Genomic DNA, 25,050 nt, shown 5'->3' on the forward strand with positions numbered 1-25,050 from the left:
GCGGGGGGAGGCCCGTGGCTACTGATGAGTAACCGCCCTACACTCCGCTGGCATGCCGTTCCCTTCAGCGCCGAAGGACCGCGACCGTCCCTGGGTCATGCGCACCTATGCCGGCCACTCCTCGCCCGCGGAGTCCAACGCCCTCTACCGGCGGAACCTCGCCAAGGGCCAGACCGGGTTGTCGGTCGCCTTCGACCTCCCCACCCAGACCGGCTACGACCCCGACGACGAGCTGGCCGTCGGGGAGGTCGGCAAGGTCGGGGTGCCGGTGACGCACATCGGTGACATGCGGGCGCTGTTCGACGGCATCCCGCTGGACGAGATGAACACGTCGATGACGATCAACGCGACCGCGATGTGGCAGCTCGCGCTCTACCAGGCGGTCGCGGAGGAGCACGGCCACGACGTCGCGCAGCTGGCCGGGACGACGCAGAACGACATCATCAAGGAGTACCTGTCGCGGGGGACCTACGTCTTCCCGCCGGCGCAGAGCATGCGGCTGATCACCGACATGGTCGCCTACACCGTGACGGCGATGCCGCGGTGGAACCCGATCAACATCTGCAGCTATCACCTGCAGGAGGCCGGGGCCACGCCGGTGCAGGAGATCGCCTACGCGATGAGCACCGCGATCGCCGTCCTGGACTCGGTGCGCGACTCCGGGCAGGTGCCGCCGGAGCGCTTCGGTGACGTCGTCGCCCGGATCTCCTTCTTCGTCAACGCCGGGGTCCGGTTCGTCGAGGAGATGTGCAAGATGCGCGCCTTCGGTCAGCTCTGGGACGAGCTGACCGCGGAGCGCTACGGCGTCGCCGACCCGAGGCAGCGGCGCTTCCGGTACGGGGTGCAGGTCAACTCCCTGGGCCTGACCGAGGCGCAGCCGGAGAACAACGTCCAGCGGATCGTGCTGGAGATGCTCGCGGTCACGCTGTCCCGGGACGCCCGGGCGCGGGCGGTGCAGCTGCCGGCCTGGAACGAGGCGCTCGGCCTGCCGCGGCCCTGGGACCAGCAGTGGTCGCTGCGGCTGCAGCAGGTCCTGGCGTTCGAGACCGACCTGCTGGAGTACGAGGACCTGTTCACCGGTTCGGTGGTGGTCGAGCGCAAGGTCGCCGAGCTGGTCGAGGGCGCCCGGGTGGAGATCGCCCGGGTGCAGGAGCTGGGCGGCGCGGTGGCCGCGGTCGAGTCCGGCTACATGAAGAGCGAGCTGGTGACCTCGCTGGCCCAGCGCCGGCGGCGGATGGAGAGCGGGGAGGACGTCGTCGTCGGGGTGAACCGCTACACGACCAGCGAGCCCAACCCCCTGCTGGCCGACCTCGAGACCGCGATCCAGAGCGTCGACCCGGCGGTCGAGGCGGCGGCGCAGGCGGCGGTGCAGCGGTGGCGCGCGGAGCGGGCACCCGAGGCGGTGGCCGCGGCGCTCGACGAGCTGCGCGCAGCCGCGGCCACCGACCAGAACCTGATGGCCGCCACGCTGTGCTGCGCACGGGCCGGCGTGACCACGGGGGAGTGGGCCGGCGCGCTGCGCGCGGTGTTCGGTGAGTACCGGGCCCCGACCGGCGTGGGTGGGGCCAGCGCCGGTGCGGCCGACGCGAGCCTGACCGAGGTGCGGGAGCTGGTCCGGCGCACCGGCGCAGAGCTCGGGGGGCGGCTCCGCTTCCTGGTCGGCAAGCCCGGGCTGGACGGGCACTCCAACGGCGCCGAGCAGATCGCCGTGCGGGCCCGGGACGCCGGGTTCGAGGTGGTCTACCAGGGGATCCGGCTCACCCCGGCGCAGATCGTCTCCGCGGCCGTCGAGGAGGACGTGCACGTGGTCGGGCTGTCGGTGCTCTCCGGGTCGCACCTGCAGGTCGTCCCGGCAGTGCTGGCCGGCCTGCGGGCGGCCGGTCTGGACGACGTCCCGGTGGTCGTCGGCGGGATCGTCCCCGACGGCGATGCGCGGCGGTTGCGGGACCTCGGCGTGGCCCGGGTCTTCACGCCCAAGGACTTCGGGATCACCGACATCATGGCCGAGGTGGTCGCCGTCGTCCGGGAGGCGAACGGCCTCGCGGCGGACGCCGCCGTCCCCGTCTGAGTGACCGCGCTCCAGCACCCTGGAGGCGATGTGCGGGTGCTGGGCTGCCAGCCCGGTGGTCACCTCGAGTGGGTCGAGGACGACCACGCCGAGCTGCTGGCCGTCCAGGCGGCCCGCCGGTGACCGACCGAGGGACCGACCCGGCCGTCACCCGAGCCGGACGACGACGCCCTCGGTCGCGCTGCGGCGGGCGGCGTCGAGCACGGTGAGCGAGGCGACCGCGTCCTGCGGCTCGACCGGCACGGCGCCCAGGCCGCGGACGGCGGCGGCGAACGCCGGGTAGAACGTGTCCCAGGCGCCGGGCAGGGTGGGCACCCGGTACTCGTGGTCCCCCCGCAGCACCCGGCCCCAGCGGGCCTCCGGCTCGGCGCCCCACTCCGGACCGCGGGTGGCGGGGGTCTCCCCGGCGACCAGCGCCTCCTCCTGGCCGTCCATCGGCCCGCCGACGACGTAGCTGCCGGCCGTGCCGGTGACCCGGAACCGGTTCCCCGGTGCGCCCTCGCTCCAGCTGCCGGCCAGGTGCGAACGGGCGCCGCCGGCGTGCGTGAGGGCGACGAAGACGTCGTCGTCCAGCCCGCTCTCGCGCACCCGCCACTCGGCGTAGACCGAGGACACCGGGCCGAGCAGCACCAGCGCCTGGTCGACCAGGTGGCTGCCGAAGTCCAGCAGCGTGCCACCCCCGGACGGCGCCGGGCCGGGGTCGGGGGTGAACCGCTCGAAGCGGGACTCGAACCGGGTGATCGTGCCCAGCGTCCCTGCCTCGGCGAGCGCCTGGACGGTGCGGAAGTCGGAGTCCCAGCGGCGGTTCTGGTAGGGCGCCAGCGGCAGGCCGAGCCGGCGGGCGCGCTCGACGCTGGCCTGCGCGGCCGGGGCGTCCAGCGCGAACGGCTTGTCGCAGACCACGGCCAGGCCGAGGTCGAGCGCCTGGTCGGTGAGCGCGGTGTGGGTGTCGGCGGGCGTCGAGATCGCCACGGCCTCGACGCCGGCCGCGGCCAGCTCGGGCAGCGACCCGACGGCGGTCGCGCCCGGGTGCTCCTGGCGGAGCAGCTCGCGCCGCTCGGTCGAGGAGGTCGCCACCGCGACGAGGTCGCACTCCATGGCAGCGGCGAGCAGCGGGGCGTGGAAGTACCGCCCCCCGAAGCCGTACCCCACCAGTCCGAACCGAACGGGCTCCACCACGGTGCTCCCCACCTCGACGACGCGTGGCCGGATCATCCCCTGTCCGCTGCCGGCGGCATCGCGCGGCTCGGCGGGGGACCGGCGCAGCGCGTCAGAGCAGGGGCGCCGGACGGCCGAACAGGTATCCCTGGCCCAGCCCCACGCCCAGGGACCGGAGCACGCCGACCTCGGCGGGGTCCTCGATCCCCTCGGCCACCAGCCGGGCGCCCGTCGCGCCGGCGAAGCTGACCATCGCCGTGACCATCGCCTGCTTCGCCGGGTCGAGGTGCACGCCGGCGACCAGCGCGAGGTCGAGCTTGATCGCGTCGGGGCGCAGTTGCAGCACGTGCCGGAAGCTGGCGTACCCCGCACCGGCGTCGTCCACGGTCAGGCCGATGCCGGCGTCGCGGACACAGGTCAGGGCACGCCCCAGGGCGTCGTAGTCGTCCACCGGGCTGTGCTCGGTGACCTCGACCGCGACGTCCAGGTGCCGGTGGTCCAGCAGCAGGTCGGTGACCGAGGCGCACAGCAGCGCCGAGGGGGAGAGGTTGATCCCGAGCGGGCGTCCCGCGGGGAGCCGTGGTGCCACCGCGAGCGCGGCGCGCGCGGCCAGCTCCTCCAGCTCGGTGCCGAGCCCCGCGGCCGCGGCGGCGCTGAACAGCCGTTCCGGCCCTTCGGCGACGCCCGGGAACCGGGCCAGCGCCTCGTAGGCCACGACCTCCTCGGTGGCCAGGTCGACGATCGGCTGGACGTGGGTGACGACCGCCCCCTCGCTCAGCACGGCGCGTACCCGGGCAGCGGGGTCGGTCGGCGGTGCGGGCAGCGGCTCGGCCAGCCGGTCGGCGATGACGTCGGCCAGCAGCTCCAGGGTGCGGGCGGCCGCGCCGTCCAGGTGTGCGCCGTCGTCCCGGCTCACGCAGCACAGCATCCCGACCGGGCGGCCGTCCGGCGCCCGGACCGGGGCGCCCACGTAGGACCCGATGCCCAGGTCGGCGGTGACCGCCAGGTGGCGGGTGCCGGGGTGCCGGCGGGCGCCGGTGACCACCGGGGGGAGCTGACCGCTGAGCACCCGGACGCAGAAGGAGCCCTCCAGGGAGGGCTCCATCCCCGGACGCACGTGCATGGCGTCCAGCGCGCCGGTGGCGGCGCGGATCTGCTGGCTGCTCTCGGTGAACGTCGACATCCAGGCGACGTCCATGCCCAGCCGGGTGCGGGCAGCGTCCAGCACCCGGTGCAGCCAGGCGGGGGAGAGAGCGACGGACGGCGGGGGCGGCGACGTCGGGCTCCCGTTCACCCCGGCAGTCTGGCCCAGGACCTGCTCGCGCGGAACCATCTCGTCTCGATTGGCCGGTGGGTCGCCCGACCGGCCGGGCTCACGGCACCCGCGGGCCGAACCGGACGTCGACGCCGGGGGAGAACAGCACGCTGTCCGGGGCGCCGCCGACCGTGGGCAGGCCGGCGGCGGCGACCAGGTCGTCCTGGAGCTCCAGCAGCTCGGCGGCGTGCAGCGGCCACTCCGGGTGCTCGTTCGGCCAGTAGGCCAGCCGGCCCAGGGTGGTCTGGTGCAGGCCCCAGCGGCTGGTGAGGAACCGCGGCAGCGGGCCGGGGTCGGCCAGCCGGGCCCCCACCCGGACGGTGATGCGGCCGCCGGCGCCCCGAGGGCCGGGCCACCGGCGGGCCGCCTGGTAGGTGATCCGGTCGCCGTCCCGGGCGATGCGCATCCGGGACCACAGGTAGGGCAGGCGGGCGACCCAGCGGGCGGCCAGCACCGGCAGCAGCCGGTCGGCCTCCAGCGACCGGAAGACCACGCCGCGCCGTCCCTGGTCGTCGACCGAGTAGAGCCGCACGTTCGTCTCGGCGAACGAGCCGAGGTAGGGCAGCCCCGGTGCCCCGAGCAGGCCGATCCGGCGCATCCGGAAGGGGATGAGACCGACGTAGGTGGCGCCGTCCAGCACGTCGGGCCGGGCGCCGGCCGGCAGCAGCGGGGCGACCAGGGCCGGGTCGACCGCCCAGTGCAGGAAGGTGGCGTCCCGCCAGCCCTGGGTGAAGACGGTGCGGCGCAGCGGTCGCGGGGAGGTGGGGGTGACGTCCTCGACGGTGCTCACCCGGTCAGCCTGCCCCCACCTCGGCCGGCGCGCGCTCGGCCACCGCGTCGACGGGGGGCCGGCGGCGGTGGACGAGGATGCGGACGCCCTCGCCGAGCGCGGCCAGGACCAGCGCCAGGCCGAGGCCCAGCAGCAGGCCGCGCAACGGGTCGCGCTCGAAGGCCAGCCCGCCGACGTAGCCGATCCCGGCGGACCAGCCGGCCCAGGTCAGGGCGGCCAGCGCGGCGAAGGGGGCGAACCGGCGCAGCGGCCAGCCCACCGCCCCGGCGGTCAGCGTCACCGCCGTCCGCAGGCCCGGCACGTACCGGGCGGTGACCAGTAGGACGCCGCCGCGGGCGGCCAGCAGCCGGGCCGCCCGGTCCAGCGCTGCCCGGCGCCGGCCGCCGGGCCGGGCCCAGGCCTGCAGCCGCGGGCCCGCCCGGTGCCCGATCAGGTAGGAGGCGTGGTCACCGGCGAAGGCCCCCAGTGCGGCCACCGCGACGACCGCCGCCAGGTCGGGCTGCCCGGTCGCGGCGAAGACGCCGGCGGTGATCACCACGCTCTCACCCGGTACGACGGGCAGGAAGCCGTCGAGGGCGGCCAGCGAGAACAGCACCAGGTACACCCAGGGGGAGGCCATCAGCTCCTGCACCCAGCCGAGCACGGCATCGGTCACGGTCGGCTCCCCGGGAACGGCATGTCCTGAGCCTGCTCGGCGGAGGAGCGGCGCACATCCCCCTCAGGTCCCCCACGACGTCCCCCGAGAGGATGACGGCCGCCCGGTGATGACCTCGCTCACGTGGCGGAATGGCGGACGGCGATGGCGGCCTTGACCGGCACGTGATCGATCTCTGGTGGCTGACGCGGCGTCGTGTCATCGACCACGGGCGGATGACCACCTCGCGCTGAGCGCACCCGGTCCCGACCCGTCCGACACCCCGCACCGCCCCAGAGAGGCACCCCTCCCGTGCTCGCACGTCTCCGCCGCGTCCCGTTCGCGGTCCAGGTCCTGCTCGGCCTCGTCGTCGGCATCTCCCTCGGCCTGGTGGCCCGCGCGATGGGCCCGGTCGACGGCTCCTTCGTCGACGGCGCCCTGGTCCCCGGCACCGACGCCAACTGGCTGACCAGCACCCTCACCACCATCGGCAACACCTTCGTGGGGCTGCTGCGGGCGATCGTCGTCCCGCTGATCGTCACCGCGATCATCGTCAGCATCGCCAACCTCAAGCAGGTCTCCAACGCCGCCCGGCTGGCCGGCCAGACCCTGCTGTGGTTCGCGATCACCTCGCTCATCGCCGTCTCCATCGGCATCGGTCTCGGCCTGCTCACCCAGCCCGGCAACCGGAGCTCGGTCGACGCCGGACTCGCCCAGGCCCCGGCGACCACCGGTTCCTGGTGGGACTTCCTGACCGGGCTGGTCCCGGCCAACTTCCTCGGACTGGAGGGGAACGGCGACGGCGGGGTCAGCTTCAACGTCCTGCAGCTGATCGTCGTCTCGGTCGCCATCGGGGTCGCGGCGCTGAAGGTCGGTGCCGCCGCGGACCCGTTCCTGTCGGTCACCCGCTCGGTGCTGGCGATCGTGCAGAAGGTCCTCTGGTGGGTCATCCTGCTGGCGCCGCTGGGCACGGTCGGGCTGATCGGCAAGGCGGTGGCCAGCTACGGCTGGGAGTCCCTCGGCTCGCTCGGGGTCTTCGTCGGCGCGGTGTACGCCGGTCTCGCGATCGTGCTGCTGGTCGTCTACCCGGTGCTGCTCCAGTTGCACGGGCTGTCGCCGGTGCGCTTCTACGCCGGTGCCTGGCCGGCGATCCAGCTGGCCTTCGTGTCCCGCAGCTCCATCGGCACCCTGCCGGTGACCCAGCGGGTCACCGAGACCGAGCTGGGCGTCCCGCGCAGCTACGCGTCCTTCGCGGTTCCCCTCGGCGCGACGACGAAGATGGACGGCTGCGCGGCGATCTACCCGGCGCTGGCCGCGATCTTCGTGGCCGAGTTCTTCGACGTCGACCTCTCGGTCACCGACTACCTGCTGATCGCGCTGGTGTCCGTGGTGGGTTCCGCGGCGACCGCGGGCGTGACCGGTGCGGTCGTGATGCTGACGCTCACGCTGTCCACGCTGGGCCTGCCGCTGGCCGGTGTCGGCCTGCTGCTGGCGGTCGACCCGATCCTCGACATGGGCCGGACCGCCACCAACGTGGCCGGCCAGGCGCTGGTGCCGACCATCGTCGCCAAGCGCGAGGGGCTGCTGGACCTCGAGCGGTTCCGGTCGACCCGGCCGGCGGAACCGCTGGCCCCCGTCGCACAGCAGGACGGCGTGGACGGCGACCTGCGCTCGCCGCAGCCGGTCTGAGCCGAGGTGCTCCCCAGCCCGGGGAGCACCACCCCGGCTCCTCAGTCGGTCAGGTCGGCGCAGCCGGACTCGTGCGGCAGCAGCGGGCGGAAGGTGATCGACCAGCGGGCGCCGTCCGCACCGACCCACGGGGTCAGGACGTTGGCGTCCCGGGCCGCTTCGGCGACGGCCTGCGCCTCCTCGCCCGTTGCCGTCACGCAGGTCACGCCCGGGGCGATCGGCTCGCCCGGCAGGGCCGGTCCCGGCCAGGGCAGCTCCGCGTGGGTCAGGTCGTCGTTGGGCTCGGTCCACGGCCGGGCCAGCGCCGCGACCGTCTCCGGGCTGTACTGCTCCGGCGTCTGGCCCTCGCTGTAGAGGGTCTGCGAGAGGTCGGTCAGGTCGTCGAGCAGGTCCCGCAGCTGTGCCCGTGCCTCCTCCTGCTCCTCGGTGAGCCCGCCGGCGCCCGGGTCCCCGGGGAGCCCACCGGCGCCCGTGGTCTCACGGAGCGCGTAGACCTCTCGCTGCACGGTGCGCTCTGCGGTGTCCAGGGTGAACCGGGTGGAGGTGGCGTCGGCCAGTGGCGGGGAGCCCAGGTCGGCCGTCTCGGCGATGCCGGCGTCCAGCGCCCGCGCGGCGAGCTCCTGCACGGTGGCCTCGTCGACCTGCTGCACCTGCACGTTGGGCCAGGCCGGCGCGGGATAGATGTCCGGCACCGGCCCCTGGGTGATCACCCGGCCGTCGGCGTAGACGCTCAGGACAGGCAGCCGTGCGGCCAGCATCTCCGGCGTGGTGAAGCCGCCGACGTCGGCGACCTGGAGCACCAGCGCGTCCTCGCCCTCGGGCAGCGAGACGGTCTCGGACTCCGTCGGCGTCTCGCTGGACGGGCCGGGTGGCGCGGCCCCGGTGCCGCCCCGTTCGGCGCAGGCGGTCAGCAGCAGGGTCGCCAGCGCGAGGCCGACGGCGGGACGGAGGGCAGGTGGGTTCCGCACGGGGAGTACACGGCTCGGCGGCGCCGGGGGTTCCACGGGCTCCTGCCCGCTCCCGCCGGTGCGGAGGGCCGGTGGGACGGCCGGTAGCGTCGTCGTCCGTGCGCCTGGTCATTGCCCGCTGCTCCGTGGACTACATCGGGCGGCTCACCGCCCACCTCCCGCCCGCCACCCGGCTGCTGCTGGTCAAGGCCGACGGCTCGGTGTCCATCCACGCCGACGACCGGGCCTACAAGCCGCTGAACTGGATGAGCCCGCCGTGCTCGGTCACGGAGGACCTGACGGACGGTTCGGGCACCTGGACGGTCACCAACAAGGCCGGCGAGCAGCTGATCATCACCATCGAGTCGGTCGAGCACGACTCCCGGCACGACCTCGGCGTGGACCCCGGCCTGCAGAAGGACGGCGTGGAGGCCGACCTGCAGCGACTGCTCGCGCTGCACGTGGAGACCTTCGGCGAGGGCTGGTCGCTGGTGCGCCGGGAGTACCCGACCGCGATCGGCCCGGTCGACCTGCTCTGCCGGGACGCCGGTGGCGCGACGGTGGCCGTGGAGATCAAGCGGCGCGGCGAGATCGACGGGGTCGAGCAGCTGACCCGCTACCTGGAGCTGCTCAACCGCGACTCGCGGCTGGCCCCGGTCAAGGGCGTGTTCGCCGCCCAGGAGATCAAGCCGCAGGCCCGGGTGCTGGCCGCCGACCGCGGCATCGAGTGCCTGACCGTCGACTACGCCGTCCTCAAGGGCACCGACGACCCCTCGCAGCGCCTCTTCTAGAAGACCTCGTCGCCCCCCACCACCCGCTCCGCGCGCGGCTGGCCCCTGCGGCAGGGCCGGAACTACCGGCCGGTAGCGCCCGGGTCGGCCAGTGGTGCGAAACTGCTCGGGATCACCGGACGGCGGAGGGATGGCAGCGTGGCCAGAGAACTGACCGAGGTCGGCGTGGTGGGGCTCGGCACGATGGGTGCCGGCATCGCCGAGGTGCTCGCCCGGGCCGGGTTGTCGGTGACGGCGGTCGAGGTGACCGACGAGGCGCTGAGCCGCGGGCGGGCGCACGTCGAGCAGTCGACCGGCAAGGCGGTCGCCCGCGGGAAGCTCGAGGCCGGCGACCGCGACGTCATCCTGTCCCGGATCCGGTTCACCACGGCGATGGAGGACCTCGCCGTCGCCGAGCTGGTCGTGGAGGCCATCCCGGAGCGGATGGAGCTCAAGGCCCAGCTGTTCTCCAAGCTGGACGCCATCTGCCCGCCGGACACCATCCTGGCGACCAACACCTCCAGCCTGTCGGTCACCGAGCTGTCGGTCACCACCGGCCGCCCCGGCAAGGTCATCGGGATGCACTTCTTCAACCCCGCACCGGTGATGAAGCTGGTCGAGATCGTGCGCACGGTGGTCACCGAGCCGTCGGTGGTCTCCGACGTCGAGGCGCTGGCCGCACGGCTGGGCAAGACGGACGTGACGATCGGTGACAAGGCGGGGTTCATCGCCAACGCGCTGCTGTTCGGGTACCTCAACCACGCCGTCTCGATGTTCGAGAACCGCTACGCCAGCCGCGAGGACATCGACGCCGCGATGCGCCTGGGCTGCGGCCTGCCGATGGGCCCGCTCGCGCTGATGGACCTGATCGGCATCGACACCGCCTACGAGATCCTCGTGACGATGTACCAGCAGTCGCGCAACCGGCTGCACGCCCCTGCGCCGGTCATCAAGCAGATGATGACCGCCGGGCTGCTGGGCCGGAAGAGCGGCCGCGGCTTCTACACCTACGCCGGCCGCGACTCCGCCGAGGTGGTCCCGGACGCCGCGACGCCGGCCACCGGCGGTGCCGCCGAGCGAGCCCGCCCGATCCGCAGCGTCGGCGTGGTGGGCTCCGGGACGATGGCCGTCGGGATCATCGAGGTGGTCGCCACGGGCGGCTACGACGTCACCTTCGTGGCCCGCACGCTGGACAAGGTCGAGGCCGTGCAGCACGCGCTGACCCGGTCGCTGGACAAGCAGGTCGCCCGCGGCCGGCTGGGGGAGGCCGAGCGGGACGCCGCCCTGGCCCGGGTCACCGGCTCCGCGCAGCTCGACGACCTCGCCGGGGCCGACCTGGTCATCGAGGCCGTGGTCGAGCACCTGGGGGTCAAGCAGGCGCTGTTCGCCGCGCTCGGGGAGATCGCGAAGCCCGGCGCGGTGCTGGCGACCACGACGTCCAGCCTGCCGGTCATCGAGTGCGCCAAGGCCAGCGAGCGCCCCGGTGACGTCGTCGGCCTGCACTTCTTCAACCCCGCACCGGTGATGAAGCTGGTCGAGGTTGTCTCGACGATCGCCACCGAGCCCGACGTCGCCGCCACCGCGCACGCGCTGTGCGCGCAGGTGGGCAAGCACGCGGTCTCCTGCACCGACCGGGCCGGGTTCGTCGTCAACGCGCTGCTGTTCCCCTACCTCAACGACGCGGTCAAGATGCTGGAGGCGCACTACGCCACCGCCGACGACATCGACGCCGCGATGAAGGTCGGCTGCGGTTACCCGATGGGCCCCTTCGAGCTGCTGGACGTCGTCGGTCTGGACGTCGCCCTGGCGATCGAGCGCGAGCTGTACACCGAGTTCCGTGAGCCCGGCTTCGCCCCGGCGCCGCTGCTCGAGCACCTGGTGACCGCCGGCTACCTGGGCCGCAAGGCCGGGCGCGGCTTCCGCGACCACGCGAACCGGTAGCCGGTGCCCCGCCGAGGTGGCTCGCGGCGTGGTCCGGGGCGCGCCCGGTCCGCGCAACCGGGGCGTGGGCCGGTGGCGGCCCGGCAGCCGGTCGAGGAGGCCGCGGACGGCGACTGGGTGGTGCGGCCGCTCACCGGGGCGGGCAGCGACAAGAGCTACCGCTGCCCGGGCTGTGACCAGCTGATCCCGCCGCGGACCCCGCACGTGGTCAGCTGGCCGGCCTACGCCCGCGACTCCGACCTGGACCCGTGGGACACCGACTCCGCCTCGGACTGGCGGCGGCACTGGCACACCGCCTGCTGGCGGGCTCGCGACCGTCGCCGCTGAAGGACCCACTGCCCCCACCACTCGCGAGCTCGCAGCGGGGCCCCGTCATCCTGCGGATGCGTGGACGACGACGTTGTCGGTGTAGCTGCGCCGCGAGCGGTCGAAGGTGCCGCCGCAGGTGATCAGCCGGAGCTCGGCGCCGGTGGTCGGCCCGTAGACCTCCTCGGTCGGGAAGTCGCCCTTGGGGTGGGCGGACACCCGGGTCACCGTGAACGTCACCGGCCGGCCGTCGCCGCCGGTGACGACCACCTGGTCTCCGGCGGTGAGCTCCTCCAGCCGGGCGAACACCCCGGGGCCGGTGTGGTCGTCGACGTGCCCGGCCAGCACCGCCGGCCCCACCCCACCGGGCACCGGTCCGGCGGCGAACCAGCCCGCCTGCTGGACGTCCGCCGGGGGCACGAGGGCACCTGCGCCGTCCACGCCGATCGGCACGAGGTTCGCGTCCACGCCGATCGCGGCGATGCGCAGCCCGACCGGGGACGCGACGGTCGGCTCCGCCGGCCCCGCGGCGGCGGGGCCGAGGACCACCGGCGCGGGCGGGGCGGGCACCGCGGTGCTGCCGACGGCGTCGGCGGGCCGGTCCACCAGCGCCACCCCGCCGGCGGCGACGGCCACCGCGAGCAGCCCCACCCGCAGCGCCGTCAGGCGGTGGCGGCCCGGTCGTGAGGGCTCGCCGGGACGGGCCGAGGTCGTCATCGCCGGCAGCTCAGGACGTCGGGGCCGGGTGCCCGGGACGGGTCCGGCGCAGGCCGACGGCCAGCAGCAGTGCGGTGAGGGACAGGGCGGCGAGGGCTGCGCGGCCGACCGGGGGGTCGTCGTCCGGGGCGGTACCGCCGGCGCCGGCCTCCACCCCGCCGACCGGCACGACGCCGGGGGCTGCGGCGTCCAGGGTGACGGTCGCGGTGACCCCGCCGTCCGCGCGCTCCAGCACGAGCACGGTGTGCACCGATCCGGCGGCGAGGTCGACCGGCAGCTCGACCGGGGTGCCACCGGCGTCGGTGACGACGAGCGTCCCTGCACCGCCGGGCACGTGGACGGGGTCGGTGGAGTCGGTGAACGCCAGGTCGGCGGCGAGCACGGGTCCCCCGCCCAGGGCGACGTCCAGCGGGGAGCCGGTCGCGGCGGCGTTGACCACCCGGACCCGGGCAGCCCCCGCCGGCGGCAGGGTGAGGTCGTCGGTGCCGACGGCGAGGCCCAGGTCGGCGAACCGCCCCACCGCGGCGACCGTGGTCGCGGTCCCGGCGGCCACGGTCACGGCGGTGGTGAGCACCGGAGGACTGGCCGGGTCGGCGCCGGCCGCCCGCGCGCTCACGGTGTAGCTGCCGGCGGGGACCCGCTGGTAGGCGGACACGTCGCCGTAGCCGAGCGCGGGCAGCAGGACCTGGGCGTCCGGGGCCGGGACCGCGGCGATGGCGGCATGGTCGATAGCGGCATGGTCGATGGAGGCACGGTCGACGAACGCGTCGACCGACGGGGTGTCGGGGGAGAGGTGCATCATCCGCACCAGGCCGGTGTCCTCCGCCGGTGCGGCCGCCGCCACGGGTGCCACCAGCAGCCCGAGGGAGCACAGGGCAGCGCTGAGCACGGCGATCAGCACGGTTCGAGGCAGCCCGGGCACGGTGTTCCCCTCCGGTGGTGGTCGATCACCCCCGCCCGGCCCGGTGCGCCGGACGGGTCCGTCGAGGATCGAGGTGGCGGTCAGCCCCGGTTCGCCGGGGGCGGGCCACCCTGCCCGGCGGGCACGGCCGGGGTCGGCTGGACCCGGGTGGCCGGACCGCGGGCCGGTACGGGCGGTGTCTGCCGCACGCCGGGCTGGGGTCGCTGCTGAGGTGCCTGCTCGGCCGCCGGCTGCTCCGCCGTCGTCCGCTCCTCGGCCGGAGCCTGCTGGGCCGGAGCCTGCTGGGCCGGCGTGGTCTGGGTCGGGTGCGCCGGCGCCGGGGTCCGGACCGGCTGCTGCGCGCCGGCCGCAGGAGCCTGCTGGGCCGGTACCGACTCGGTCCGGACCGCCTGCACCGGGACCGCCTGGGTCTGGGCGGCCGCCGGCTCCGGGGTGAGCTGGGTGGCCGGCGCTGCCGGGCGCTCCGCACCCGGCTGCTCGCCGGTGGTCGCCCCGGTCGGCTGCTGCTCGGACTCGGCAGGGGTGCCCTGCTGCGGCCGGGCCGCCTCGGGCTGCTCGGCCGGGCGGGTGTCCTGGGCCGGCTGGGGCTGGTCGGAGAGGTCCGGCAGCCGGCCGAGCAGGGTGCGGACGTCGGCCAGCCGGCGGGTCAGGTCGTCCCGGATCTTCCCGATCGCGGCCGCGGCGGCCTCGGCCTCGGCGACCGTGTGGTGGGCCCGCTCGTCGGCCGCGGCTACCCGCTGCTGGGCGGTGGCGATGGACGCCTGCTCGCGCTCCTGCTCCAGTCGGGCGGCTTCGCTCCGGCGGGCGCGCTGGGCGATCTCGAAGTCCTGCTCGGCCTTGGCGCGGCGGGCCTGGGAGTCGTTGTCGAGCCGGGTCACCCGCTCCTGGGCCTTGGCGACCAGGTCGTCGGCGCGGGACTGGGCGACCTCGGCGATCTGCTCGGCGTGCTGGCGCGCCTCGGCGACCAGGCGTTCGGCCTCGGCCCGGCTGGCGGCCGAGCGCTCCCCGAGCGCGCGCTCCTCGCCGGCGACCCGCTCGCGGATCGCCTCTGCCTCGGCGGCCACGGCCGCCTGCAGCTGGGCGGCCTGCTCCTCGGCCGAGCGGCGGATCTCCGCTGCCTCGTCCTGGGCGAGCTGCAGCATGTTGGAGATGCGCTCGCCCATGTTCTCGAACGTGGGGGCGCTCGCGCTGGCGGCCCGGCGCCGCAGCGACTCGACCTCGCCGTGCAGCGCCTGCAGCTGGCGGGCGAGGTCGGCCGACCGGGACACGGCGGCGTCCCGGTCGGCCAGCGCCACGTGCAGGTCGGCGTCGAGACCGGCCAGCGTCTCGGCGACCTGGTCGCGGTCGTACCCCTTGCGCACCACGTCGAAGGTGGGGCCGCCGTCGCGGTAACCGAACTCGTCGTCGCGGGGGTCGCTCATGGCGTCATCCTCGCATTGATCGAAGGTGTGGTCAGCGTGTCGAGGGCCGCACCCAGCGAACTCCCAGGCAGCCCCTCCTCAGACGTCGCGGAAGCGGTTGATCGCGGCGAGGTGCCGCTCCCGCTTGGCGTGGTCCTTGACGCCCAGGCCCTCCTCCGGGGCGAGGGTCAGCACGCCGACCTTGCCCTGGTGCAGGTTGCGGTGGACGTCGTAGGCGGCCTGGCCCACGTCGTCCATGGCGTAGGTCCGGGACAGCGTCGGGTGGATCAGGCCCCGGTCGATCAGCCGGTTGGCCTCCCACGCCTCGCGGTAGTTGGCGAAGTGCGAGCCGACGATCCGCTTGAGGTTCATCCAGAGGTAGCGGTTGTCGTAGGAGTGCATGAAGCCGCTGGTCGAGGCGCAGGTGACGATCGTGCCGCCCTTCTTGGCGACGTAGACGCTGGCGCCGAAGGTCTCCCGCCCGGGGTGCTCGAAGACGATGTCGGCGTCGTCCCCGCCGGTCAGCTCGCGGATCTTCGCGCCGAGCCGCTGCCACTCCTTGGGGTCCTGGGTCTCCTCGTCCTTCCAGAACCGGTAGCCCTCCGCGGAGCGGTCGATGACCAGCTCCGCACCCATCCGGCGGGCGATCTCGGCCTTCTCCGGGCTGCTCACGACGCACACCGGGATGGCCCCGCCGTTGAGCGCCATCTGGGTGGCGTAGGAGCCGAGCCCGCCGGAGGCGCCCCAGATGAGGACGACGTCGCCCTGCTTCATGTTGGCGCCGTTGTGGCTGACCAGCTGTCGGTAGGCGGTGGAGTTGACCAGCCCGGGACAGGCCGCCTCCTCCCACGTGAGGTGCGCCGGCTTGGGCATGAGCTGGTTGCTCTTGACCAGCGAGAGCTCGGCCAGGCCGCCGAAGTTGGTCTCGAAGCCCCAGATCCGCTGCTGCGGGTCCATCATCGTGTCGTCGTGGCCGGCCGGGTCCTCGAGCTCGACGGACAGGCAGTGGGCGACGACCTCGTCGCCGGGCTTCCACCGGTTGACGCCGGGGCCGACCCGGACCACGACGCCGGCGAGGTCCGAGCCCACCACGTGGTAGGGCAGGTCGTGCTTCTTGGTCAGCTCGTTGAGCCGGCCGTACCGGGCGAGGAACCCGAAGGTGGAGACCGGCTCGAAGATCGACGTCCAGACGGTGTTGTAGTTGACCGAGGAGGCCATCACCGCGATCAGCGCCTCGCCCGGCCCGATCTCCGGGGTCGGCACCTCCTCCACGTGCAGTGCCTTGCGGGGGTCCTTGTCCTTGGTGGGCAGGCCCTCGAACATGTCCTGCTCGTCGCGGCGGACCAGCACGGCGCGGTAGGACTCCGGTGTCGGGAGCCCTCCGATCGCGTCGAGGTGGTCGGCGAGGACGGCGTCCCTGATCTGGTCCATGCGTGCGCTCCCGGGTCGTCATTGGCTCGGAGGGTGCAGGTGTGGCGCGGAGGTTACTGACCAGTAGCTCCGGTTGACCAGGTCATGTGACCCAGGCAACTCATCCGTGGGCGGCGGGCTCCACCAGCTCGACGAGCACCCCGCCGGCGTCCTTCGGGTGCACGAAGTTGACCCGGCTGCCCGACGTGCCGCGCCGGGGCTCGTCGTAGAGCAGTCGCATGCCGCGCTCGCGCAGCGTCGCGCTCGCCGCCTCGACGTCGGCGACCCGGAACGCCAGCTGCTGCAGGCCCGGGCCGGAGCGGCCGATGAACGTGGCGATCGTGGACTCGGGGGTCAGCGGGGCGAGCAGCTGGACGCGGGTCTCGCCGTCGCCCACCGCGAGCATCGCCTCGCGCACGCCCTGCTCGGTGTTGGTCTCCTCGTGCACCGAGTGGATCCCGAAGGTCGCCGCGTAGAAGGCGATCGCCTCGTCCAGGTCGGGGACGGCGATGCCGACGTGGTCGATCGTGGTGAACAGGCCGGTGTGCGCGTCGTCGGGCACGGCGGAGGTCATGCGGGCATCCTGCCGCTGCCGATCGCCGACGGGGAGTCCGTTGTGACGGGCTTCACCTCCTGCCGGTGGCCTTCGTCGCCGGCACGGACCCGGCGGAGGGCGCGAGCCCTATCCTGACGACAGTCCGTGGTGTCCCGAGGGACCGCGCGGTGTCCTGCCGAGACGGTCGCCAACGGCGGTGACCGGGAGTCACTGGAGCCTCGATGAGCCAGCCCGCATCCACCCGTTCCGTCATCGTCGGGGGTGCCCGCACCCCGATGGGCCGCCTGCTCGGCTCGCTGAAGGACTTCTCCGCCGCCGACCTGGGCGGCGTGGCGATCAAGGCGGCGCTGGAGCGCGCCGGCATCACCGGCGACCAGGTCGACTACGTGATCATGGGCCACGTCATCCAGGCCGGGGCCGGCCAGAACCCCGCCCGGCCGGCCGCTGTCGCCGGTGGCATCCCCATGTCGGTGCCCTCGTTCACGCTGAACAAGGTGTGCCTCTCCGGCCTCGACGCGATCGCCCTGGCCGACCAGCTGATCCGGGCAGGTGAGTTCGAGGTCGTGGTGGCCGGTGGCATGGAGTCGATGACCCAGGCGCCGCACCTGCTGCCCACCTCGCGCACCGGCACCAAGTACGGCGACGCCACGCTGGTCGACGCGATGGCGCACGACGGCCTGACCGACACCTTCGACCAGGTGGCCATGGGCGCACTGACCGAGCAGGCCAACAGCCGGTACGGGCTCACCCGCGAGGAGCAGGACGCCTTCGCCGCCGCCAGCCACCAGAAGGCCGCCGCCGCCCAGAAGAACGGCCTGTTCGACGACGAGATCACCCCGGTGCTCATCCCGCAGCGCAAGGGCGACCCGATCGAGTTCCGTGAGGACGAGGGCATCCGCCCGGACACCACCGCGGAGAGCCTGGGCCGGCTGAAGCCCGCGTTCGCTGCTGACGGCACGATCACCGCCGCCACCTCCTCGCAGATCTCCGACGGCGCCTGCGCGGTCGTGGTCATGTCCGCGGCGAAGGCCGAGGAGCTGGGGCTGACCGTGCTCGCCGAGATCGGTGCGCACGGCGTGGTCGCCGGGCCGGACGCGACCCTGCAGAGCCAGCCCGCGCGGGCGATCGCCAAGGCCTGCGCTCGGGAGGGGATCGACCCGGCCGACCTGGACCTGGTCGAGCTCAACGAGGCGTTCGCCGCCGTCGGCATCGTCTCCACCCGCGAGCTGGCGGTCGACGCGGAGAAGGTGAACCCCAACGGGGGCGCCATCGCGCTGGGTCACCCGGTCGGGATGAGCGGTGCGCGGATCGTGCTGCACCTGGTGCTGGAGCTGGGCCGCCGTGGTGGCGGGGTCGGTGCCGCGGCACTGTGCGGCGGCGGTGGTCAGGGCGATGCGCTCGTCCTGCACGTACCCGCCCGGGCGTGACGTCCCAGCCCGAGGGCACCGCCGTCCAGACGCCGGCCGTCGTGGTCCCGTCCGGGCGGCGGGGTCGCCGGGCGGCCGACGTCGGCACCCTGGTCTCCCGGGCCCGCGAGGGGGACGCCCGCTCGGTGGCCCGGCTGATCTCGCTCGTCGAGGACGCCAGCCCGCTGCTGCGCGAGGTCGCCGCCGCGCTGGCGCCGCACACCGGGCGGGCCCGGGTCCTGGGGCTCACCGGGCCGCCCGGCGTGGGCAAGTCGACGACGACGACCGCCCTCGTGCGGGCCTTCCGTCAGGCCGGCCAGCGGGTCGGCGTCCTGGCGGTCGACCCGTCGTCCCCGTTCTCCGGCGGCGCGCTGCTGGGCGACCGGGTGCGGATGCAGGACCACGCCGGGGACGGCGGTGTCTTCATCCGCTCGATGGCCTCCCGCGGCCACCTCGGCGGGCTGGCCTGGGCGACCCCTCAGGCGCTGCGGGTGCTCGACGCGGCCGGCTGCGACGTCGTCCTGGTGGAGACCGTGGGGGTCGGGCAGTCGGAGCTGGAGGTCGCCTCGCTCGCGGACACGACGCTGGTCCTGCTGGCACCGGGGATGGGCGACGGGATCCAGGCGGCGAAGGCCGGGATCCTCGAGGTCGCCGACGTCTTCGTCGTCAACAAGGCCGACCGGGACGGCGCGGACACCACCGTGCGCGACCTGCGGGCGATGCTCTCCCTCGGCGGCCGGCACACCGAGTCCGGGGCCTGGCGCCCGCCGATCGTGAAGACCGTCGCCTCCCGCGACACCGACAACGGGGTCGCCGACGTCCTGGCCCGGATCGAGGAGCACGGCGACTGGCTGGCCTCCTCGGGTGAGGGGCGCCGGCGCCGGGTCGAGCGCGCCGCCCGGGAGGTCGAGGCGATCGCGGTGGCCGGGCTGCGGGAGCGGATGGGCGACGTCTCGGGGTCGGCGGCGCTCGGTGCGCTGGCCGAGCAGGTGGTGGCGGGGGAGACCGACCCCTACCGGGCGGCCGACGAGCTCATCGCGCACCTGTAGGAGGCGGCGGGCAGGATGGCGGCGTGAACGGGACCCCGGATGCCGTCGTCGTCGGAGCCGGACCCAACGGGCTGGCGGGTGCGCTGCGGCTGGCCGCGGCCGGGCTCTCGGTACGGGTGGTCGAGCGCGGTGAGCGAGCCGGTGGGGGCCTGCGCACCGAGGAGGTGACGCTGCCCGGGTACCGACACGACATCTGCGCCTCGGTGCACCCGATGGCCGCGACCGCGCCGTTCTTCCGCGAGTTCGACCTCGCCTCCCGGGGGGTCCGGCTGCTCCAGCCGGAGATCAACTTCGCCCACCCGCTGGACGGCGGCCGCGCTGCCCTCTCCCACCACTCGCTGGAGCAGACGGCGGCCGGGCTGGGCCGGGACGAGCGCGGCTACCGCCGGCTGTTCGGGCCGCTGCTGCGCCAGGCGGACGAGATCACCGACTTCTTCCTGACGTCGGCGTTCCGGCGGCTGCCGCCGGTCAAGGGCTTCGCCGGGATCGCCGGCTTCGGGCTCCAGGGGCTGCCCAGCGTCGGGTGGCTGGCCCGCCGGTACTTCGACGACGACGAGGCCCGCGCCCTGATCGCCGGCGCCGCCGCCCACGGGATGCTCGACCTCAGCCGCCCGCTCACCGCAGCACTCGGCATGTTCCTGGGGATGATGAGCCACCACCACGGCTGGCCGCTGATCGAGGGTGGCTCGCAGCAGTTGGCCGACGCGATGGTCACCGCGCTGGAGCAGCAGGGCGGTGAGGTCGTCACCGGCCACGAGGTCACCGACCTGCGCGAGTTCGACGGCGTCCCGGCCGTGCTGCTGGACACCTCGCCGAGCGCGTTCGTCGCGATGGCCGGCAACCAGGTCACCGACGGCTACCGGCGCTGGGTGAAGCGGTACAAGCACGGGCCCGGGGTCTTCAAGGTCGACTGGGCGCTGTCCGAGCCGGTGCCGTGGACCGATCCCGACGTCCGCCGGGCCGGCACCGTGCACGTCGCCGGGACGATGGAGGAGACGATCGCCGGGGAGGCGGCGCCGGCCGCGGGGCGGATCACCGACAAGCCCTACGTGCTCGCCGTCCAGCCCACGGTCGTCGACCCCTCCCGTGCGCCCGACGGCGGTCACGTCTTCTGGGCCTACGTGCACGTGCCGCACGGCTCGACCGTCGACATGACCGAGGCGATCGAGGCGCAGGTCGAGCGGTTCGCCCCGGGCTTCCGGGACACGATCCTGGCCCGGCACACCATGCACGCCGGGGAGATGGAGCGCTGGAACCCCAACGACGTCGGCGGGGACATCTCCAACGGCGAGGCGTCGCTGCGGCAGATGCTCGCCCGTCCGGTGCCGCGGTGGAACACCTACAAGACCCCGGTCCGCGGCACCTACCTGGCGTCCTCGGCGACCCCGCCCGGGCCCGCGGTGCACGGACACTGCGGCGACAACGCCGCCCGGGTGGCGCTGCGCGAGGTCTTCGGCATCCGGGACGCCCCGGCGCTCCGCCCCGCCCCGCGCCCCTGACGCCAGCGCTGCGCTCGCCGAGTGTCGAGTTGTCGACCTGTCGCCCCCGCGTGAGGGGTCGACGAGTCGACACTCAGCGAGCGAGCTCGGCCGCGATGCAAGCGACCAGCTGGTCGGGTCGGTGCAGGTCGGCCGCGGTCACGAAGAGGACCCGCCAGCCGGCGGCGAGCAGTCGGTTGAGCCGGCGGCGATCGGCAGCGAACTGGCCGGGCTCGGCGTGCCAGAGCCCGTCGTACTCCAGCGCCAGCCGCTGCTCGGGCCAGGCGAAGTCGACCCGGGCAACGAAGACCCGTCCGTCGTGCACGGAGTGCTGGGCGACCGGCGTCGGCAGCTCGGCGCGGTGCAGCAGCAACCGCAGCCGGGTCTCCTGGGGCGAGCCGGCCAGTCCGTCGGCCAGCGCGGCAGCCGTCCGGGCCCGCCGGCACCCGCGGCCCGTGGTCGCCGCGGCCAGGGATCGGACGTCGCGGACATCGAGCAGGCCGCCGGCGGCGAGTTGGTCGATGAGGACGACGGCCTCCTCGACCGTGCGTTCGGCGCCCAGCGACACGGCGGTCCGCTCCGGTGTGGTGACCGGGACGCCACGGCGGCGGGTGACGTCACCGGGCACCAGCCGGGCCCGGCGGACGCGGACCCCGGTGACGGCGCTGGTCCGAGTCGCTGGGGGCACGGTCACCTCGACGTCGTCCTCGGGCCCGGCGGCGGCCAGGCCCCACAGGACGGCGGCGCTGGCTCCGCTCACGACGGAACCCGGCAGCAGCAGCGACGCGGCGGCCACTGCCCGCACCTGGTGCGTGACCGCCAGGTCCGCGCAGGCGTAGACGTCCCGGAACAACCGCTGCCACGCACTGCTGTCCAGTTGCCGCCGGGTGACCAGCCCGTCCCGGACGGCCGCGGTGCCGCGGAAGACGCGTCCGCGCAGCAACGGCGGGCGGTGCGGGGGAACGACCACCGGGGGAGCCTGGCCGATGAGGCCGCCCAGCCGACTGCGTCGTCCACAGGCTCGGAGCAGGCGCGCATCGAGTGTCGAGTTGTCGACCTCTGGCCTGACCGCGGGACGTCGGCAGGTCGGATCTCGGCGGCAGCGGTGGGGCCCGGCGGCGGGAGAACTAGCCTCTGGGGCCATGGTGCGACCCCTGGGCCTGCCGTTCGACCCGATCGAGCGCGCAGCCGAGAGCTGGGCGCAGCACTTCGGCCCGGCCGCCTCGATGCGGGCGGCGACGAGCGTGTTCCGGGTGCAGCAGATCCTGCTGGCCCGCTTCGACGAGGCGCTCAAGCCGCACGGGCTGACCTTCGCCCGGTACGAGGTGCTGGTGCTGCTGACCTTCTCCCGGACCGGGCAGCTGCCGTTGAAGGTGATCGGCAGCCGGCTGATGGTGCACCCGACCAGCGTCACCAACGCGATCGAGCGGCTGGTGGCGGCCGGCTACGTCGAGCGGCGGCCCAACCCCGCCGACGGCCGTGGGGTGCTGGCCGCGATCACCGACGCCGGACGGGACGTCGTCCCGCGGGCGACCGAGGCGCTGAGCAGCCAGGACTTCGGGCTGGCCGACCTGCCCGAGGCGGAGCTGGACGTGCTGTTCGACGTGCTCAAGAAGGTGCGGCTCGGCGCGGGGGACGTCGCCGCGGACTGACCCGCCCAGGGGGTGGCCGCAAAGTAGTTGGACGTCCTAGCATCTGGGCATGACGCAGCCCTCGGGCAACGAGGCCCGCAGCAGGTGGCAGCAGCGCTACGACGCGGCGCTGGCCGCCGGCCGGGTGCGGGACGCCGACTTCAGCACGCTCTCCGGGATGGAGGTGCAGCCCGCCTACGGCCCGGCCGACGAGGCCGCCGTCCCCGGGTTCGAGCGGATCGGCTATCCCGGTGAGTTCCCGTTCACCCGCGGGCTGCACGCCACCGGCTACCGGGGGCGGGCCTGGACGATCCGCCAGTTCGCCGGCTTCGGCAACGCCCGGCAGACCAACGAGCGGTTCCGGTCGCTGCTGGCCGAGGGTGGGGGCGGGCTGTCGGTCGCCTTCGACATGCCGACCCTGATGGGCCGGGACTCCGACGACCCCCTCGCGCTCGGTGAGGTCGGGCACTGCGGGGTGGCGATCGACTCCGCGGCGGACATGGACGTGCTCTTCGAGGGCATCCCGCTGGACCGGACGACAACCTCGATGACGATCAGCGGCCCCGCCGTCCCGGTGTTCTGCATGTACCTGGTCGCGGCCGAGCGCCAGGGCGCGGACCTCGCGCAGCTCGACGGCACGCTGCAGACCGACATCTTCAAGGAGTACATCGCGCAGAAGGAGTGGCTGTTCGCCCCCGAGCCGCACCTGCGGCTGATCGGCGACCTGATGGAGTACTGCGCCGCCGAGATCCCGGCCTACAAGCCGATCTCGGTGTCCGGCTACCACATCCGGGAGGCCGGCTCGACCGCCGCGCAGGAGCTGGCCTACACGCTGGCCGACGGCTTCGCCTACGTCGAGGTGGGGCTCTCCCGCGGGCTGGACGTCGACGTCTTCGCCCCGGGGCTGTCGTTCTTCTTCGACGCGCACATCGACTTCTTCGAGGAGATCGCCAAGTTCCGGGCTGCCCGGCGGATCTGGGCCCGCTGGCTGCGTGACGTCTACGGCGCCCGCACCGACAAGGCCCAGCAGCTGCGCTTCCACACCCAGACCGCCGGCGTCTCGCTCACCGCCCAGCAGCCGGACAACAACATCGTGCGGACGGCGGTCGAGGCGCTGGCCGCGGTGCTCGGCGGCACCAACTCGCTGCACACGAACGCGCTGGACGAGGTGCTCGCCCTGCCCAGTGCGAAGGCCGCGCAGATCGCGCTGCGCACCCAGCAGGTGATCGCCGAGGAGACCGGGGTGCTCAACGTCGCCGATCCGCTCGGTGGGTCCTGGTACGTCGAGACGCTCACCGACGAGCTGGAGCGGCAGGCGGAGGAGGTGTTCACCCGGGTCCGGGAGATGGGCGGCGACGGCACGATGACCGCCGGGATCCTGCGCGGGATCGAGGACGGGTGGTTCACCGGCGAGATCGCCGAGGCGGCGTTCGTCTACCAGCGGGCGTTGGAGAAGGGCGAGAAGAAGGTCGTCGGCGTCAACACGCTGACCGGCGCCGGCAGCGCCGCCGACGACCTGGAGATCCTGCGGGTGAGCCACCAGGTGGAGACCGACCAGCGGGCCGAGCTGGCCGGCCGGCGGCAGCGCCGGGACGACGCCGCTGCGCGCGCCGCCGTCGCGCGGATGGTCGAGGTGGCCCGGACCGAGGAGAACATGGTCCCGGCGATGCTGGCGGCCGCCCGGGCGGAGGCGACACTGGGCGAGATCTGCGACGCCCTGCGCGCCGAGTGGGGCACCTACACCGAGACCGCCCGGTTCTGAGCGGAGGGCCGGGCGGCGGCTGGTCGGGCCGCTGCCCGGAGCCCGGCCCGCGGGGGCGACAATGAGGTCATGCAGCCGAACCGTCCCGCTCGACCCGATCCGCGCGTCGACCCGCGAGCCGCTGCCCAGCAGGCCCAGATGGCGGCCTCGCTGGCCGGCGCGGTCGACCTCGGCGCGATCCAGGCCCGCAACGAGGCCGCCGCCCGCGCCCAGGCCGCCCCACCGCCGAGCGCCACCGCGCCCGCCGGTGCGCCCGGCAGCGCCGTCGTCGACGTCACCGAGGCGACCTTCCAGAGCGAGGTCCTCGACCGCTCCTTCCAGGTCCCCGTCGTCCTCGACCTGTGGGCCGAGTGGTGCGGGCCGTGCAAGCAGCTGTCCCCGGTGCTCGAGCGGCTGGCCGCCGAGGGCGCCGGTTCCTGGGTGCTGGCCAAGGTCGACGTCGACGCCAACCCGGCGCTCGCCCAGGGCCTGCGGGTGCAGGGCATCCCGGCGGTCAAGGCCGTCTGGCAGGGCCAGCTGGTCGCCGAGTTCACCGGCGCCATCCCCGAGCAGGAGGCCCGGCAGTTCCTGACCGAGCTGGTGGCCGCCACCAGCGGCGGTGCGGTGCCCGGCGCCGCCGAGGACGAGGGGGACGGCGAGGTGCAGGAGCCGGAGGACCCGCGGCTGGACGCGGCCGAGGCCGCCCTGGACCGGGGTGACCTGGCCGCCGCCGAGGCGGCCTACCAGTCGATTCTGGAGACCGAGCCCGAGCACGAGGTGGCCGGGCTGGCGCTGCGTCAGGTCCAGCTGTTCCGGCGGGCCGAGGAGGCCGGGCCGAACGCACTGGCCGCCGCCGAGGCCGCGCCCGACGACATCGCCGCGCAGACCCGGGCCGCGGACTTCCTGCTGGGCACCGGTGACGTGGACGCCGCCTTCGCCTGGCTGCTCGACGTCGTCCGGCGGACGGCGGGCGAGGAGCGCGACGCAGCCCGGCAGCACCTGGTGGAGCTGTTCGGGATCGTGGGCGACGAGGACCCGCGCGTGGGCCCGGCCCGCCGCGCCCTCATGACCGCCCTGTTCTGATCCCTCCTCCGGCCGGGCTCCTCGTCGAGGGGCCCGGCC

General features: G+C 74.5%; 22 protein-coding genes. 11 read left to right on the forward strand and 11 right to left on the reverse strand.

The genetic code is table 11. From position 1 onward, the window contains the following. The first annotated feature begins 52 nt into the window (after positions 1 to 52). Positions 53 to 2,068, forward strand: a complete 2,016-nt coding sequence (locus tag O2V61_RS15215) for a methylmalonyl-CoA mutase family protein (protein ID WP_269184106.1) — start codon at positions 53 to 55, stop codon at positions 2,066 to 2,068. Positions 2,069 to 2,215: 147 nt separating this feature from the next. Here O2V61_RS15215 and O2V61_RS15220 read toward each other — a convergent pair whose 3' ends face one another. The 4 genes from O2V61_RS15220 to O2V61_RS15235 all read right to left on the reverse strand — a co-directional run bounded on the left by O2V61_RS15220 (position 2,216) and on the right by O2V61_RS15235 (position 5,986). Further along, positions 2,216 to 3,283 carry a Gfo/Idh/MocA family protein gene (locus O2V61_RS15220; protein ID WP_269184107.1) on the reverse strand — a complete coding sequence of 356 codons (1,068 nt, stop codon included), beginning with the start codon at positions 3,281 to 3,283 and terminating at the stop codon, positions 2,216 to 2,218. A gap of 55 nt (positions 3,284 to 3,338) precedes the next feature. Beyond that, positions 3,339 to 4,520, reverse strand: a complete 1,182-nt coding sequence (locus O2V61_RS15225) for a sensor domain-containing phosphodiesterase (protein ID WP_269184108.1) — start codon at positions 4,518 to 4,520, stop codon at positions 3,339 to 3,341. A 79-nt stretch (positions 4,521 to 4,599) separates the two neighbouring features. Then, on the reverse strand, positions 4,600 to 5,331 hold the full coding sequence (locus O2V61_RS15230) for a YqjF family protein (RefSeq protein WP_269184109.1): 732 nt from the start codon (positions 5,329 to 5,331) through the stop codon (positions 4,600 to 4,602). Between the two features lie 4 nt (positions 5,332 to 5,335). After that, positions 5,336 to 5,986, reverse strand: coding sequence for a DedA family protein (locus O2V61_RS15235; protein ID WP_269184110.1), 651 nt, complete (start codon positions 5,984 to 5,986; stop codon positions 5,336 to 5,338). A 291-nt stretch (positions 5,987 to 6,277) separates the two neighbouring features. Here O2V61_RS15235 and O2V61_RS15240 point away from each other — a divergent pair, with 291 nt between their 5' ends. After that, positions 6,278 to 7,654, forward strand: a complete 1,377-nt coding sequence (locus tag O2V61_RS15240; protein ID WP_269184111.1) for a dicarboxylate/amino acid:cation symporter — start codon at positions 6,278 to 6,280, stop codon at positions 7,652 to 7,654. 41 nt (positions 7,655 to 7,695) lie between these two features. Here O2V61_RS15240 and O2V61_RS15245 read toward each other — a convergent pair whose 3' ends face one another. Further along, positions 7,696 to 8,622 carry a hypothetical protein gene (locus tag O2V61_RS15245; protein ID WP_269184112.1) on the reverse strand — a complete coding sequence of 309 codons (927 nt, stop codon included), beginning with the start codon at positions 8,620 to 8,622 and terminating at the stop codon, positions 7,696 to 7,698. Positions 8,623 to 8,720: 98 nt separating this feature from the next. On the opposite strand from O2V61_RS15245, the gene nucS reads away from it, so the two are divergent. The 3 genes from nucS (at position 8,721) to O2V61_RS15260 (ending at position 11,639) form a co-directional block, all read left to right on the forward strand. Further along, the gene (nucS, locus tag O2V61_RS15250) at positions 8,721 to 9,392 is read left to right on the forward strand and encodes an endonuclease NucS (RefSeq protein ID WP_269184113.1); all 672 of its coding nucleotides are present in this window, start codon (positions 8,721 to 8,723) and stop codon (positions 9,390 to 9,392) included. Between the two features lie 138 nt (positions 9,393 to 9,530). Further along, entirely contained in the window at positions 9,531 to 11,312 is a 1,782-nt protein-coding gene (locus tag O2V61_RS15255; RefSeq protein WP_269184114.1) for a 3-hydroxyacyl-CoA dehydrogenase family protein, read from the forward strand. 72 nt (positions 11,313 to 11,384) lie between these two features. Then, positions 11,385 to 11,639 (forward strand): hypothetical protein, encoded by a 255-nt coding sequence (locus O2V61_RS15260; RefSeq protein WP_269170839.1) that lies wholly within the window; start codon positions 11,385 to 11,387, stop codon positions 11,637 to 11,639. Positions 11,640 to 11,684: 45 nt separating this feature from the next. Here O2V61_RS15260 and O2V61_RS15265 read toward each other — a convergent pair whose 3' ends face one another. The 5 genes from O2V61_RS15265 to mce form a co-directional block, all read right to left on the reverse strand. Further along, positions 11,685 to 12,335: a class F sortase gene (locus O2V61_RS15265; RefSeq protein WP_269184115.1), complete on the reverse strand. Its 651-nt coding sequence runs from the start codon at positions 12,333 to 12,335 to the stop codon at positions 11,685 to 11,687. Between the two features lie 10 nt (positions 12,336 to 12,345). Then, positions 12,346 to 13,257, reverse strand: a complete 912-nt coding sequence (locus O2V61_RS15270) for a DUF4397 domain-containing protein (RefSeq protein WP_269184116.1) — start codon at positions 13,255 to 13,257, stop codon at positions 12,346 to 12,348. A gap of 80 nt (positions 13,258 to 13,337) precedes the next feature. Then, positions 13,338 to 14,678, reverse strand: a complete 1,341-nt coding sequence (locus O2V61_RS15275; RefSeq protein ID WP_269184117.1) for a hypothetical protein — start codon at positions 14,676 to 14,678, stop codon at positions 13,338 to 13,340. A 78-nt stretch (positions 14,679 to 14,756) separates the two neighbouring features. Then, on the reverse strand, positions 14,757 to 16,088 hold the full coding sequence (ccrA, locus tag O2V61_RS15280) for a crotonyl-CoA carboxylase/reductase (protein ID WP_269184118.1): 1,332 nt from the start codon (positions 16,086 to 16,088) through the stop codon (positions 14,757 to 14,759). 100 nt (positions 16,089 to 16,188) lie between these two features. Then, complete coding sequence (gene mce, locus O2V61_RS15285; RefSeq protein WP_269184119.1) at positions 16,189 to 16,641, reverse strand: methylmalonyl-CoA epimerase; 453 nt, start codon at positions 16,639 to 16,641, stop codon at positions 16,189 to 16,191. Between the two features lie 203 nt (positions 16,642 to 16,844). Here mce and O2V61_RS15290 point away from each other — a divergent pair, with 203 nt between their 5' ends. The 3 genes from O2V61_RS15290 to O2V61_RS15300 are packed head-to-tail and all read left to right on the forward strand — an operon-like array spanning position 16,845 to position 20,577. Beyond that, the gene (locus O2V61_RS15290; RefSeq protein ID WP_269184120.1) at positions 16,845 to 18,050 is read left to right on the forward strand and encodes an acetyl-CoA C-acetyltransferase; all 1,206 of its coding nucleotides are present in this window, start codon (positions 16,845 to 16,847) and stop codon (positions 18,048 to 18,050) included. After that, positions 18,047 to 19,078 (forward strand): methylmalonyl Co-A mutase-associated GTPase MeaB, encoded by a 1,032-nt coding sequence (meaB, locus tag O2V61_RS15295; protein WP_269184121.1) that lies wholly within the window; start codon positions 18,047 to 18,049, stop codon positions 19,076 to 19,078. The genes O2V61_RS15290 and meaB overlap by 4 nt, the downstream gene beginning before the upstream one ends. A 23-nt stretch (positions 19,079 to 19,101) precedes the next feature. Beyond that, a complete protein-coding gene (locus O2V61_RS15300) occupies positions 19,102 to 20,577 on the forward strand; it encodes a phytoene desaturase family protein (protein ID WP_269184122.1) in 1,476 nt (491 codons plus the stop codon). Between the two features lie 73 nt (positions 20,578 to 20,650). Here O2V61_RS15300 and O2V61_RS15305 read toward each other — a convergent pair whose 3' ends face one another. After that, positions 20,651 to 21,526 (reverse strand): hypothetical protein, encoded by an 876-nt coding sequence (locus O2V61_RS15305; RefSeq protein WP_269184123.1) that lies wholly within the window; start codon positions 21,524 to 21,526, stop codon positions 20,651 to 20,653. 172 nt (positions 21,527 to 21,698) lie between these two features. Here O2V61_RS15305 and O2V61_RS15310 point away from each other — a divergent pair, with 172 nt between their 5' ends. The 3 genes from O2V61_RS15310 to O2V61_RS15320 all read left to right on the forward strand — a co-directional run bounded on the left by O2V61_RS15310 (position 21,699) and on the right by O2V61_RS15320 (position 25,011). Beyond that, entirely contained in the window at positions 21,699 to 22,208 is a 510-nt protein-coding gene (locus O2V61_RS15310; RefSeq protein ID WP_269184124.1) for a MarR family winged helix-turn-helix transcriptional regulator, read from the forward strand. 49 nt (positions 22,209 to 22,257) lie between these two features. Further along, positions 22,258 to 23,949 (forward strand): acyl-CoA mutase large subunit family protein, encoded by a 1,692-nt coding sequence (locus tag O2V61_RS15315; RefSeq protein ID WP_269184125.1) that lies wholly within the window; start codon positions 22,258 to 22,260, stop codon positions 23,947 to 23,949. Between the two features lie 69 nt (positions 23,950 to 24,018). Continuing rightward, positions 24,019 to 25,011 carry a tetratricopeptide repeat protein gene (locus tag O2V61_RS15320; RefSeq protein ID WP_269184126.1) on the forward strand — a complete coding sequence of 331 codons (993 nt, stop codon included), beginning with the start codon at positions 24,019 to 24,021 and terminating at the stop codon, positions 25,009 to 25,011. Positions 25,012 to 25,050: the final 39 nt, after the last annotated feature.

The sequence above is a fragment of the Modestobacter sp. VKM Ac-2985 genome (assembly GCF_026967925.1).
Lineage (GTDB): Bacteria > Actinomycetota > Actinomycetes > Mycobacteriales > Geodermatophilaceae > Modestobacter.

Coding starts and splice junctions, on each gene's coding strand:
- O2V61_RS15215 (WP_269184106.1), top strand. CDS start 53: ATGCCGTTCCCTTCAGCGCCGAAGGACCGCGACCGTCCCTGGGTCATG.
- O2V61_RS15220 (WP_269184107.1), bottom strand. CDS start 3,283: ATGATCCGGCCACGCGTCGTCGAGGTGGGGAGCACCGTGGTGGAGCCC.
- O2V61_RS15265 (WP_269184115.1), bottom strand. CDS start 12,335: ATGACGACCTCGGCCCGTCCCGGCGAGCCCTCACGACCGGGCCGCCAC.
- O2V61_RS15275 (WP_269184117.1), bottom strand. CDS start 14,678: ATGAGCGACCCCCGCGACGACGAGTTCGGTTACCGCGACGGCGGCCCC.
- ccrA (WP_269184118.1), bottom strand. CDS start 16,088: ATGGACCAGATCAGGGACGCCGTCCTCGCCGACCACCTCGACGCGATC.
- mce (WP_269184119.1), bottom strand. CDS start 16,641: ATGACCTCCGCCGTGCCCGACGACGCGCACACCGGCCTGTTCACCACG.
- O2V61_RS15290 (WP_269184120.1), top strand. CDS start 16,845: ATGAGCCAGCCCGCATCCACCCGTTCCGTCATCGTCGGGGGTGCCCGC.
- O2V61_RS15310 (WP_269184124.1), top strand. CDS start 21,699: ATGGTGCGACCCCTGGGCCTGCCGTTCGACCCGATCGAGCGCGCAGCC.
- O2V61_RS15315 (WP_269184125.1), top strand. CDS start 22,258: ATGACGCAGCCCTCGGGCAACGAGGCCCGCAGCAGGTGGCAGCAGCGC.
- O2V61_RS15320 (WP_269184126.1), top strand. CDS start 24,019: ATGCAGCCGAACCGTCCCGCTCGACCCGATCCGCGCGTCGACCCGCGA.